The sequence below is a fragment of the Erwinia sp. V71 genome (genome assembly GCF_965644245.1).
Classification (GTDB): Bacteria; Pseudomonadota; Gammaproteobacteria; order Enterobacterales; family Enterobacteriaceae; genus Erwinia.
In genome coordinates, this window is record NZ_CBFFRK010000126.1 from 1 (window position 1) to 13,185 (window position 13,185).

9 protein-coding genes are annotated in these 13,185 nt (G+C 57.4%); 3 read left to right on the forward strand and 6 right to left on the reverse strand.

Annotated features, from left to right (window positions below; genetic code table 11):
• The first annotated feature begins 241 nt into the window (after positions 1 to 241).
• Both malP and malQ read left to right on the forward strand, forming a co-directional pair.
• Positions 242 to 2,638 carry a maltodextrin phosphorylase gene (malP, locus tag ACSZO1_RS18825; RefSeq protein WP_437615367.1) on the forward strand — a complete coding sequence of 799 codons (2,397 nt, stop codon included), beginning with the start codon at positions 242 to 244 and terminating at the stop codon, positions 2,636 to 2,638.
• Between the two features lie 5 nt (positions 2,639 to 2,643).
• On the forward strand, positions 2,644 to 4,710 hold the full coding sequence (gene malQ / locus ACSZO1_RS18830; RefSeq protein WP_437615383.1) for a 4-alpha-glucanotransferase: 2,067 nt from the start codon (positions 2,644 to 2,646) through the stop codon (positions 4,708 to 4,710).
• Positions 4,711 to 4,913: 203 nt separating this feature from the next.
• Here the strand turns inward: malQ and nfuA are convergent, their stop codons facing one another.
• Together nfuA and gntX are read right to left on the reverse strand one after the other, a co-directional pair.
• Positions 4,914 to 5,489, reverse strand: a complete 576-nt coding sequence (gene nfuA / locus ACSZO1_RS18835) for a Fe-S biogenesis protein NfuA (RefSeq protein ID WP_437615369.1) — start codon at positions 5,487 to 5,489, stop codon at positions 4,914 to 4,916.
• Between the two features lie 58 nt (positions 5,490 to 5,547).
• On the reverse strand, positions 5,548 to 6,231 hold the full coding sequence (gene gntX, locus ACSZO1_RS18840; RefSeq protein WP_437615371.1) for a DNA utilization protein GntX: 684 nt from the start codon (positions 6,229 to 6,231) through the stop codon (positions 5,548 to 5,550).
• A gap of 47 nt (positions 6,232 to 6,278) precedes the next feature.
• Here gntX and bioH point away from each other — a divergent pair, with 47 nt between their 5' ends.
• Entirely contained in the window at positions 6,279 to 7,052 is a 774-nt protein-coding gene (bioH, locus tag ACSZO1_RS18845; protein WP_437615373.1) for a pimeloyl-ACP methyl ester esterase BioH, read from the forward strand.
• A gap of 37 nt (positions 7,053 to 7,089) precedes the next feature.
• Here bioH and ACSZO1_RS18850 read toward each other — a convergent pair whose 3' ends face one another.
• The 4 genes from ACSZO1_RS18850 to greB form a co-directional block, all read right to left on the reverse strand.
• Positions 7,090 to 7,971, reverse strand: coding sequence for a hypothetical protein (locus tag ACSZO1_RS18850; RefSeq protein WP_437615375.1), 882 nt, complete (start codon positions 7,969 to 7,971; stop codon positions 7,090 to 7,092).
• A 94-nt stretch (positions 7,972 to 8,065) separates the two neighbouring features.
• Positions 8,066 to 9,745: an alpha-amylase family glycosyl hydrolase gene (locus tag ACSZO1_RS18855; RefSeq protein ID WP_437615377.1), complete on the reverse strand. Its 1,680-nt coding sequence runs from the start codon at positions 9,743 to 9,745 to the stop codon at positions 8,066 to 8,068.
• A gap of 354 nt (positions 9,746 to 10,099) precedes the next feature.
• Complete coding sequence (locus ACSZO1_RS18860) at positions 10,100 to 12,430, reverse strand: Tex family protein (RefSeq protein ID WP_437615379.1); 2,331 nt, start codon at positions 12,428 to 12,430, stop codon at positions 10,100 to 10,102.
• A gap of 100 nt (positions 12,431 to 12,530) precedes the next feature.
• Positions 12,531 to 13,013 carry a transcription elongation factor GreB gene (gene greB / locus ACSZO1_RS18865; protein WP_437615381.1) on the reverse strand — a complete coding sequence of 161 codons (483 nt, stop codon included), beginning with the start codon at positions 13,011 to 13,013 and terminating at the stop codon, positions 12,531 to 12,533.
• Positions 13,014 to 13,185 lie beyond the last annotated feature (172 nt).

Sequence of the window (13,185 nt, forward strand, 5' to 3'; positions counted from 1 at the left end):
CGGGTTCTTATGCCTTAGTTGTAAGTGTCTACCATGTCCCCGAACAAGTGTTCACTGTGTCCCCGGACCGTACACATAACATGGGGGAGGGCGTCCCCCCTCTGACGACTATTTCACCTTATCCGTTTTCTTTTTCTGCTAATGCCGTCTTAAATTAAAGTTCTGGTGGTTATCTTCCAGGCAACACACCCGTTTGTGCGCAGCAATTTTTGGCAAATCACTTATTTAGCGGAAGGGATTTATGGCGCAGCAAAAATTTCAGCAGGCACGGTTTAAGGCGGCGCTGACGCGTCACTGGCAGTATCTGGGACTCAGTTCGGCACAGGAGATGACACCACAGCAGTGGTGGCAGGCGCTCAGCAGCGCGCTGGCGGAACAGCTGGCAGCGCATCCGCTGGCGAAAAGCGCAAAACGGCAGCGCCATGTGAACTATATCTCGATGGAGTTTCTCATCGGACGGCTTACCGGCAATAACCTGCTTAACCTCGGCTGGTATCAGGAGGTGCAGGCGCTGCTGGCAGAGCAACAGATCAGCCTGAGTGAATTACTGGAAGAAGAAGTCGACCCGGCGCTGGGTAACGGTGGCCTCGGGCGGCTGGCGGCCTGTTACCTTGATTCGATGGCGACAGTCGGCCAGTCTGCCACCGGCTATGGCCTGAATTACCAGTATGGCCTGTTCCGTCAGTCGTTTGACGATGGTCAGCAGCATGAAGCGCCGGATGACTGGCAGCGCAATCACTACCCCTGGTTTCGCCATAACGCCGCGCTGGATGTCGATGTGCCGATAGGCGGCAAAGTGTCGCGTGATGACAGCGGCCAGCCGCAGTGGCTCCCTGAGGTGGTGATCCGCGGCGAAGCCTGGGATCTGCCGGTGGTGGGGTATCGCAATGGCGTCACTCAGCCACTGCGTCTGTGGCAGGCCAGCCATCGCCAGCCATTTAATCTGACGTTGTTTAATGACGGCAAATTTCTGCAGGCGGAGCAGCAGGGAATTGATGCCGACAAGCTGACCAAAGTGCTGTATCCCAATGATAATCATCAGGAGGGCAAGCGCCTGCGCCTGATGCAGCAATACTTCCAGTGCGCCTGTTCGGTGGCGGATATTGTGCGGCGTCATTTGCAGGCCGGGCGTCCGCTGGCCGCGCTGGCGCAGTATGAAGTGATACAGCTGAATGATACCCACCCGACCATCGCTATCCCTGAGATGTTGCGCCTGTTAATTGATGATCACCAGCTCAGCTGGGATGACGCCTGGGCGATCACCAGCAAGCTGTTTGCTTATACCAACCACACTCTGATGCCGGAAGCGCTGGAGCGCTGGGATGAGAAGCTGGTGCGCAGCCTGCTGCCGCGTCATCTGCAGATCATCAAAGAGATTAACCGCTGCTTTAAGAAACTGGTGGAAAAACAGTGGCCTGGCGATGACGCCGTGTGGGCGAAACTGGCGGTGCTGCACGAGGGTCAGGTGCGTATGGCGAACCTGTGTGTGGTCAGCGGCTTTGCCGTGAATGGTGTGGCGGCATTGCATTCACGGCTGGTGGTGAGCGATCTGTTCCCGGAGTATCACCAGCTCTGGCCGGAGAAGTTCCACAATGTCACCAATGGCATTACGCCACGTCGCTGGCTGCAACAGTGCAATCCGGCGCTGGCGACGTTGCTGGACGAGACCTTAAAAACCGACTGGATGACGCATCTTGATGCCCTGCGTGGGCTGGAACCGCTGGCTGACGACGCCGCGTTTCGTCAGCGTTATCGTCAGATTAAACACGACAATAAAGCCCGGCTGGCGAGCTATATCCATCAGCTGACGGGCATTAGCGTCAATCCGGATGCTATTTTTGATATTCAAATCAAACGCCTGCACGAGTATAAACGCCAGCATCTGGGGCTGATGCATATCCTGCACTGTTATCGTCAGTTGCGCGACAATCCCAACGCAGAGATAACGCCGCGCGTGTTTCTGTTTGGTGCCAAAGCGGCGCCCGGCTACTACCTGGCGAAAAATATCATCTACGCCATTAATAAGGTCGCTGAGAAAATCAATCACGACCCGCTGGTGGGCGACCGCCTGAAGGTGGTGTTTATTCCCGACTATCGCATTACTGCCGCCGAACTGATGATCCCGGCGGCGGATCTGTCTGAGCAAATTTCCACGGCGGGTTACGAAGCCTCGGGCACCGGCAATATGAAACTGGCGCTGAACGGTGCGCTGACCATCGGCACGCTGGATGGTGCCAATGTGGAGATTGCCGAACAGGTCGGCGACGAGAATATCTTTATCTTTGGCCACACGGTGGAGGAAGTGAAGGCGCTGAAAGCCAAAGGCTACGATCCCCTTAAGCTGCGCAAAAAAGATAAACATCTGAATAATTTGCTGAAAGAGCTGGAGAAAGGGTTCTTTAGCAATGGTGACAAGCATGCCTTCGATATGCTGCTGCACAGCCTGGGTAAAGGTGGCGATCCCTGGCTGGTGCTGGCGGACTTTGCCGCCTATTGCGAAGCCCAGCAGCGGGTGGAAGCGTTGTGGCGTGATCAGGAAGCCTGGACGCGTACCGCCATTCTCAATACTGCGCGCACCGGGATGTTCAGTTCCGACCGTTCAATTCGTGATTATCAGCAACGTATCTGGCGGGCGTGAGCATGATGGATGGCAAAAAACTGGAGCGCGCAGCCGAGGCCGCGGGGATCGCCGCCAGCTTTATTAATGCAAAGGGGCAGCCACAGGCGATTGCGCCGGAAACCAAACAGCGTCTGCTGGCGGCGATGACCCCACAGCCTGCGACACATGGCGCGCCGGTGCCGGTGGTCAGGGTATTTAGCGGTACACGTAAGCTGACCCTTCCGCTGGCGGGAAAAGGGCATTATCACTGGACGCTGCACAGTGAGAAGGGCAAAACGTACCAGGGGGAAGCCCGCGCGGGTGAGACACTGACACTGCCGCCTCGTCTGGCGCACGGCTATCACCAGCTGACGCTGTCGCAGGGCAAAAAACAGTGGCCGTGTCGCATCATTGTTGCGCCGAAGCGCTGCTGGCAACCCGCTGCACTGGATAACGGCGACAAACTGTGGGGGGCGTGCGTACAGCTGTACACCCTGCGCTCAGAGAGTAACTGGGGGATGGGCGATTTCGGTGATCTGCGTCAGTTACTGGAACAGCTTGCCGATCGCGGGGGGGCATTTGTCGGCCTCAATCCGATTCATGCGCTTTATCCGGCCGCACCCGAGAGCGCCAGCCCTTACAGTCCGTCGTCGCGGCGCTGGCTGAATGTGATGTATATCGATGTCAGTCAGGTTCCTGATTTTCAGCAAAGCCCGGCGGCACAGCGCTGGTGGCGTCAGCGCAGTACGCAGCAGGCGCTGACCCGGGCGCGGCGCGCAGACTGGGTGGACTACCCGGCGGTCAGCGATCTGAAAATCCGTGCGCTGCGGCTGGCGTGGCAGCACTTTTGTCAGCGTGATAAGCAGGATGCCAGCCATACCGCGTTCACCCGCTTTATTGAGCAGGGCGGTGACAGTCTGTTCTATCAGGCGGCCTATGATGCGCTGCATTGCGTACAGTTGCAGGAGGATGCGCAGCGCTGGGGCTGGCCCGCCTTGCCGGAAGCGTTACAGCAGGCGCAAAGTGCAGCGGTGCAGGACTTTTGCCAGCAACATCAGCAGGAAGTGCGTTTCTGGTTATGGCTGCAATGGCTGGCGCACCAGCAGTTTGCCGCCTGCTGGCAGCTGAGCCAGCAGCGTGGCATGCCGGTTGGCCTGTATCGCGATCTGGCGGTCGGGGTGGCAGAAGGCGGTGCAGAAACCTGGCTTCATCGCGATCTGTACTGCCTGCAGGCGTCGGTGGGCGCACCGCCCGATATCCTCGGGCCGCTCGGGCAGAACTGGGGGTTGCCGCCGATGGACCCGCATGTGATGAAAGCACAGGCCTATCAGCCATTCATCGACCTGCTGCGCGCCAATATGGCCGACTGCGGTGCGTTGCGTATTGACCATGTAATGTCGATGCTGCGTCTGTGGTGGATACCTTATGGCGAAACCGCCGACCAGGGGGCGTATGTCTATTATCCGGTCGAAGATCTGATGGCGATTCTGGCGCTGGAGAGTCAGCGTCATCGCTGCATGGTGATTGGCGAAGACCTGGGCACCGTGCCGGTGGAAATCATTGGCAAGCTGCGCGACAGCGGCGTCTATTCGTGGAAGGTACTCTATTTCGAACAAAGCGCGCCGGACCGCTATCGTGCGCCTGGCGACTGGCCGCGCCAGTCGATGGCCAGCGCGACGACGCACGATCTGCCGACGTTACGCGGCTTCTGGAGTGCAGGCGATCTGGCGCTGGGCGAACAACTGGGGTTGTATCCCGATAAAGTGGTATTCAGTGATTTGCAGCGGCAACGCCAGCAGCAGCGGCAGGCATTACTGACCGCGTTACACCAGTATGGCTGTGTGCCGAAACGCTTTGGCAAACGTGCAGAGAAGATGGCGATGTCGCCTCCGCTGAACCGCGCAATGCACCGCTTTCTTGCTGACAGCGGCAGCGCCTTGCTGGGATTGCAGCCGGAAGACTGGCTGGATATGGCGCAGCCGGTCAATGTGCCGGGCACTACCACGCAATACCCTAACTGGCGACGTAAGCTGAGTAAAACGCTGGAGGAGATGTTTGCCGATGATGGCGTGAACCGGTTGCTCAGGGAAGTGAACCGGCGGCGGGGTTAATCTTACTGCGCTCTCCCCACGCGATGGATAGGGGATTAAGCGCCCTCCCCGACGTCGTGGGGAAGGGCTGGGGAGGGGGAACAACATGCTCCGAGCCTGTTGTTCCCCCATCCTAACCTTCCCTCGTTTAACGGGGGAAGGGACTGTCCGGTGATCGGTTATTAGCTGAGGATTACGCAGGTTAATCTTCTGCCAAACAGATATCAGTAGTAAGAGTGCTCACCACGCTGGTGTTCGGTCAGATCGCGCACACCTTTCAGTTCCGGGAAAGTCTGCAGCAGCTCTTTCTCGATACCTTCTTTCAGGGTGACATCGACCATCGAACAGCCGTTACAACCGCCGCCAAACTGCAGGATGGCGTAACCGTCATCGGTGATTTCCATCAGCGAGACTTTACCGCCGTGGCCTGCCAGCTGTGGGTTGATTTGCGCCTGAAGCTGATATTCCACGCGCTCAATCAGCGGGGCATCTTCAGAGACTTTACGCATTTTGGCGTTCGGCGCTTTCAGCGTCAGCTGCGAGCCGAGATTGTCAGTGACAAAATCGATTTCCGCATCAACCAGGTAAGGTGCGCTGAGCTCGTCCACATAGGCGGACAGCTTGTCAAACTTCAGTTCTGTGTCAGTGGCTTCTACTGCATCGGGTGGGCAGTAGGACACGCCGCATTCGGCACTCGGTGTACCCGGGTTAATCACGAATACGCGGATCTGGGTGCCATCTTCCTGGTTTGACAGCAGTTTTGCGAAGTGCTCTTGCGCAGCATCAGAAATTCGGATCATGGCGATTGCTCAATAGTTAACGTGCTTAGTTGTTTATAATACGCCCATCACTGGCAGGCTACAAGGTACGGCACAGGCAGCATATCTGCACGCTGGCCGCGCCTGCCGCCAGCAGCAGACGACTGATCTCACCGACAGTGCTGCCCGTGGTGACAACATCATCGACCACGGCGATATGGCGTCCGCGCACTGCGATTTCAAGGCTGAATGCACCACGCAGATTACGACGCCGTGCCCGCGCGGACAACTGGTGCTGGACACTGGCCGCCCGCAGGCGACGTAACCCATCGGCTTGCCAGTCACAGGCCAGCCAGTGCGCCAGTGCGCGTGCCAGCAGTTCTGCCTGATTAAAACCGCGCTGACAGGCGCGTCGCTGATACAGTGGCACGGGTAATACCAGATGCGGTCGCACCAGCCGCCGGTTGCGCCGCTGTTGTAACCAGCTTAGCAAAATCAGGCGCGACAGCATCACACTGAGTGCGGTGGTATGGTGAAATTTCAGCTGCGCGACCAGCTGGCTGAGAGGGGGCTGATAATCGCCGACCGCTACCAGCGCCTGCCATGGCGGCGGGCGTTGCAGGCAGCGGCCGCATTCACGGTCAGTGTGCGCCGCTGGCAAGCCGCAGCGCGGGCAGGTGGCCGCAGAGATCGGCAGCTGGCGGTAACAGCTGCTGCAAATCCCCTGCTGATGCAGCGCCAGCGGCATCAGGCATAGCCAACAACATCCTGGTATTGGTAGCATAGCGCCCTCCATAGCATCTCCGGTAATCACAGGCAGGACAATAACCGATGACACAGCTCTACTGGCAGACCACGGGTACAGGAAATGTTGATCTTGTGCTGTTGCACGGATGGGGACTGAATGCCGAAGTATGGCGCGGTCTGGTGACGCGACTCAGCCCGCATTTTCGTCTGCACCTTGTTGACCTGCCGGGATTTGGCCGCAGCGGCGCATCTGGTGCGCTGTCGCTGGATGAGATGGTGGATGTCCTGCAACCACAGTTGCCGCAACGGGCGATCTGGCTCGGCTGGTCGCTGGGCGGGCTGGTGGCGAGCCGGCTGGCGCTGCGCTTTCCGCAGCAGGTACGTGCGCTGGTGAGTGTGGCATCGTCTCCCTGCTTTGCCGCGAATGATGACTGGCCGGGGATTAAACCGGATACCCTGCAAAACTTTCAGCAGCAACTGAGCAGCGATTTTCAGCGCACGGTGGAGCGTTTTCTTGCGCTGCAGACGCTGGGGACTGAGCATGCCCGCCAGGATGCGCGCCAGTTAAAAGAGGTGGTGCTGTCACAGCCGGTGCCGTCGGTGGCGGTGCTGGAAGGCGGGCTGGAGATTTTGCGCACGGTGGATCTGCGGCACGAGATGACCGCGCTGACACCACCGCTGTGGCGTATTTATGGCCGCCTCGATGGTCTGGTGCCGCGCAAAGTGGCGCAACTGCTGGATGACGCGTGGCCGCAGAGTACCTCATGGGTGATGGAGAAAGCCGCGCATGCGCCCTTTATTTCCCATCCTGATGAGTTTTGCCAGTATTTGCTGGAGGTTAAAGCGCAGAGCTGCTGATGCCCCGCCGGGAAAATCCCGGCGGAGAGTCGCAAGACTATCTGCCGCGTAACAGTTTGTTCAGCCAGCGGGAGAACGCCGTCAGCGGTGAACGACCATCCAGCAGTGAATGCCTGATTTGATGCAGTGCATGGATGCGTTGATCATTCTCTGCCACGCACTGTTTCGCTTCCTGAAGTGCGGCATCCGGGACTACGGCTGCGTTGCTTTTATCGGTCACTTCACCGGCCTGCTGCGAATCACTGTCTGTTGCTTCTGCCGTATCTCCTGACTGATGAATAAATGAATTCTGGTCAAACGCCTGCATATCATCTGGCGAGTGTTCAGATTCATTCCGATTTTCTGACAGGAACGCGATGTCCGCTACGTTACGATGCGTTTGTAGTCGTTGATGATATTTTTTCAGGCATCCATCGCTGTCGTTTCCGACATACTCGATCATGTCATGAGTTGATATGCTCAGCCTTTCCTGTAACGAACCTTGTGTCGCCTGCTTACCCTTACCTGAACACATGATGTGGAATGTGTCGGCGCTTGCTTCCAGCCGATCAATTTTCAGAACATGTTCATGAACCTGTTCTGGCGTGGGGCTGGTGGCTGGTGGGCGCGAAAAAAAATTAACTATCGAAGGAATAATGTTATCGATAATTCTCAGGCAGACTGGCCGTAACGCCTGCTGCTGCTTCATCAGATTAAGTTCATGAATCACTGTCTTTTCGTTCCAGATTAGCATTTCATCGAAATGCCCGACTTCTGACTCTACCTTCATTGCATGCGGTGTTTGCCCGATGTTACCCGTCGCTAACAGCTTCTGGGTGAGCGCGTGATGAAAGGTAGTGAGAGTGTAATCAATCGGTACTGTGGCATTCCATCCGGTAGCGACTGGGGTGGTATTAAAGGTTAATAGCGAATTCGGCATCCTGATCTCTCCGCTGAAAGGTATGGGAGAGTTGATGATAGCGAGGCGATGAAATCGTGCGCGTCAGAAATCGCTCAAAATCGCATCAGAAATCTTATTGCAGCCACAGATATCGCCAGGGCGCTAACGTCAGCGGCTGCGCGCCATCCACCCGCTGGCCGTCAATTATATCGCGATACTTTTTGCTGTCAGGCAGCGTGACCTCGACGGTTTTGCTGCTGAGGTTATAGACGCACAGCAAACTGTGTTGCCGATCCGGGCTGTAACGACGCAACAGCAGCAGCGTGTTGTCGCTATCAAGGAGCTCCAGCGGATTGTCGGGATGAAAGGCGGGTTGCCGGGTTCGCAGCTGAATCAGGGCGCTGAGGCGGGTAAACACCTGCTGGCGCAAGCCGCTGTTGAGCTGTGTTTCTATCTCGCTGAGCGCGAATTTTTCGCGGTTAATCGCGCGGTTATGCCCGGCCACCTTCACCCCTTCCAGGTCGTTGCGTGAGCCGAGCAGGCTCTGAATATAGACCGCGGGTACACCGGGAAAGGCCAGCAGCAGCGCATGCGCCAGCATAAAACGGCGCACGCGCGTGTCATCATCATCATCCTGCTTATTCAGCGCATCCATATAGGTGACGTTGATTTCGTACGGGCTGGTGGTGCCATCAGGATTGTTTTTGTAGGAGATCAGTGCACCTTCCAGCGCCAGGTCGCGCACCAGCGCGACAATTTCCACTTCCGGCAGAATGCCGCGTGCCGGGTTCAGGCCGATGCCGTCATGGGACGCCAGGAAGTTAAAAAAGGTGGTAGTGCCTTTACCGGGTTCCAGCGTGCTGGCCCACTGACGCAGCGCACGTGCCGAGCCATTATGAATGGCGTGCAGCACCAGCGGCGGCAGCGAGAACTGATACACCATCTGCGCTTCGTCGCTGCCGTTACCGAAATAGCTGATGTTGTCTTTATGCGGCACATTGGTTTCGGTGAGGATCACGGTGCCAGGCGCGACGTCGTTCGCGATAGCACGGAACAGTTTTACCAGCTGATGGGTTTTTTGCAGGTGGATGCAGCGCGTGCCAGGGGTTTTCCACATATAGCCGACCGCATCGAGCCGCACGTAGTCAGCGCCTTTTTTCAGGTAGTCGAGCAGCACATCCACCATGCGAATCAGCACTTCCGGGTTGGCGAAGTTAAGATCGATCTGATCGGCGCTAAAGGTGGTCCAGATAAAGCGCGTCTCGCCATCGGCAAATTCGAACGGCGTCAGCAGCGGCGAGGTGCGTGGACGGGTGACCTCGCTCAGATCGGTGGCGGGCGGCATGCTGATAAAGAAGTCATCCCAGCCTGGGTCCTGCGCCAGAAAGTGCTTAAACCAGGCGCTGTGCGCCGAGATATGGTTGCAAACAAAATCGAACATCAGCCGCGTATGCTGGTGAAGTTCGGCGATATGTTGCCAGTCACCGCAGGTCGCATCGACACGATGATAATCGATAACCGAGAAGCCATCGTCTGAGGACCACGGAAAAAACGGCAGCAGATGTACCAGGCTGAAGGTATTACGCAGATGTTGCTGGTAGAAACGGCTGAAGGTGGCGAGGGTGGGGGCTTCACTTTCGCGGAACTGATCGGCATAGGTAATCAGGACCACATCTTTTTCATCCCAGTGTCGCTTGCGTGCGTGATCGATAGCATCACGCGTGGCGCGGATATGGGAAAGCAACCGCTCACGACTGGCGACAGGAAAGGAGTTTTGGTAGATATCATCGATTAAGTTATTGATTATATCCATGTTTATTCAGCGAGCTACATGCGCAGTAAGAAAAAGCCTGTTTTTTCACTGTAGTCTGTTGAACTGAATGCGCAACCTGTGGGGGCGTGATGCTATAAGAGAAAGTGGCTGATTTATCGCTGAGGTGCCGAAACTCCCTCCCCCACGCTGTGGGGGAGGGCTGGGGAGGGGGAACAACGTGTTGCGATCGGTGTCGTTTGCTCCCCCATCCCAGCCTTCCCCCGCAGGCGGGGGAAGGGGCGTTAGCATCCGGTGCTCGTCAGATACAAAGATGAAGCCAAACGACCTTCCCCCATCTCATGGAGTAAGGGGCTCTCCGGGGAACAGACTGCTACAGGCGGACAGGCTGGAAAATTAACGCTTTTTACCGAACGCTGCCGCCAGCGCATCACCCATCGCGCTGTTGCCCAGCGGTGCCTGCTGCGGTTTTGGCCGCGCTTTACCCTGTGCCGGACGGCCATTATCGCGATCGCGTGGCGCACCTTTGCCACCACGGGCATTGCTCTCGCCTGGCTGCTCGTCGAGACGCATCGTCAGCGCGATACGCTTACGCTGCAAATCGACTTCCAGCACTTTCACTTTGACGATATCACCCGCTTTGACCACTTTGTGTGGGTCTTCAACGAACTTGTCGGACAGCGATGAGATATGCACCAGACCATCCTGATGCACGCCAATATCGACAAACGCACCGAAGTTGGTGACGTTGGTCACCGCCCCTTCCAGCACCATACCCGGCTGCAGGTCGTTCATGGTGTCGATGCCTTCGGCGAACTGCGCGGTCTTAAACTCAGGACGCGGATCGCGGCCCGGTTTTTCCAGTTCTTTGATAATGTCGCTGACCGTTGGCACACCAAAGCGCTCATCCGTAAAATCGACGGCCTTCAGATTACGCAGCTCAGCCGGGTTACCCATCAGCTCTGCCAGTGCCTGACGCGTGGCGGCCAGGATACGTTCCACCACCGGATAGGCCTCCGGGTGCACCGTTGACGCATCCAGCGGATTCTCGCCGTGGTTGATACGCAGGAAGCCTGCACACTGTTCGAACGCTTTCGGTCCCAGGCGGCTGACTTTCAGCAACTGCTGGCGGTTCTGGAAACGGCCATTCTCATCACGCCAGCTAACGATATTCTGCGCGATCATTTTGCTCAGTCCCGCCACGCGCATCAGCAGCGCCACGGAAGCGGTGTTCAGATCGACGCCGACACCGTTTACACAGTCTTCCACCACCGCATCCAGTTTTCTCGCTAACTGGCTCTGGCTGACGTCGTGCTGATACTGGCCGACACCGATGGATTTCGGGTCGATTTTCACCAGCTCGGCCAGCGGATCCTGCAGACGGCGGGCAATCGAAACCGCGCCACGGATAGAGACGTCGAGATCCGGGAACTCCTGTGCCGCCAGTTCAGACGCGGAATAAACCGATGCCCCCGCTTCGCTGACGATCACTTTCTGTGCCTGCACCTGCGGGAACTGCTTCTGCACATCAAGGAAGAAGCGCTCGGTTTCGCGAGAGGCGGTACCGTTACCGATGGCGACCAGTTCCACATTGTGCTTACTGCACAGTGTGGCGACGGCGACTGCCGCTTTGGCGGCCTGGCCGGTGTGCGGGTAGATGGTGTCAGTCGCAACCAGCTTGCCGGTGGCATCGACCACCGCTACTTTCACCCCGGTACGCAGACCCGGGTCGAGGCCCATGGTGGCGCGCATCCCGGCAGGGGCGGCCATCAGCAGGTCGTGCAGGTTACGGGCAAACACGTTGATGGCTTCATCTTCCGCGCGTTCACGCACGCTGCCCATCAGTTCGGTTTCCAGGTGCAGCATCACTTTGATGCGCCATGTCCAACTGACCACCGCTTTACGCCAGCTGTCGGCCGGTGCGTTATTCAGTCGCAGGTTCAGGTGATCGCTGATGATCTGCTCGCCATGGCTTTCGCGCGGCGGCTCATCAAATTGTGGGTCTGCATTCAGTGACAGCTGCAGCACGCCTTCGTTACGGCCGCGCAGCATCGCCAGCGCACGATGCGAAGGTACGCTGGACAGCGCTTCATGGTGATCAAAGTAGTCGCGGAATTTCGCGCCTTCTTCCTCTTTGCCTTCCACCACGCGTGACACCAGATGCGCATGTTTCCACAGGTAGTCACGCACTTTTGCCAGCAGGGCGGCGTCTTCAGCGAAACGTTCCATCAGGATATAGCGCGCACCATCAAGTGCGGCTTTGACATCGGCGACGCCTTTGTCAGCATCGACATAACCGGCAGCCAGCTGCTCCGGGTCGTGAGAAGGGTCCTGCCACAGCGTGTCGGCCAGCGGTTCAAGGCCCGCTTCAATGGCGATTTGTCCGCGCGTGCGGCGCTTCGGCTTATACGGCAGGTAGAGATCTTCCAGCTCGGTTTTGCTCATCGTGCCGTTGATGGCGGCGGCAAGCTCGGCGCTGAGTTTTCCCTGTTCATCAATAGATTTCAGAATCGACTGGCGGCGCTCTTCCAGCTCGCGCAGGTAACCAAGACGCGTTTCCAACTGGCGCAGCTGTGTGTCATCAAGACCACCCGTCACTTCCTTACGATAACGTGCGATAAACGGCACGGTATTCCCTTCATCCAACAGGCGAATGGCGGCGTCAACTTGCTCTGCCCGTGCCTGAAGCTCACTTGCAATAATGCGGCTCAGCGAATCATTCATCATCGGTTCAACTATCTGCTATCACTGGATTAAAAAACAGGGGACAGTTATACGGTCTGGCAGGCGAAATTGCCAGCCGCGCGGCGCGCTTTGCGCCAGATTCCTAATCTTCTGTCGCCCGGTAGTCGATATCATTGACATACCACAGCGCCTCACCCGCCGGGGTATGCACCGTCACAGCATCGCCGACCTCTTTTTTCAGCAGGGCGCGCGCCATCGGTGAATCGATCGAGATATAGTCCCTGCGGCCAAAAATCTCATCATAGCCGACGATGCGAAAGCGTTTGATATCGCCGTCGTCGTTTTCAATTTCCACCCAGGCACCAAAGAACACTTTGCCATCCTGCTGTGGCGAATAGTCGACGATCCGCAGCTGTTCGAGGCTTTTCGTCAGGTAGCGTACCCGGCGGTCAATTTCACGCAGGCGCTTTTTGTTGTACTGGTAATCGGCGTTTTCGCTGCGGTCACCCAGACTGGCGGCCCAGGTCACTTTTTTCGTCACTTCCGGGCGTTCTTCACGCCACAGGTAGTCCAGCTCCTGTTTCAGCTTGTTGTAGCCTTCGCGGGTGACAAGTTTGGTTTTCATTGGCATTGGCCCTGCGGGTTATCAGCGTTGCTGGCGATTGTAGAGTGATTGCCCGACAGGCTTCAACTCTGGCGGCCTGTATTGTGGTGGCCGGGAACGGCGGATTCAAGTTCGAAGTGCAACGCTAAGCCGCCTGTCTTAACTCTGCAAAGACCACTGAAGGCTGCCGGAA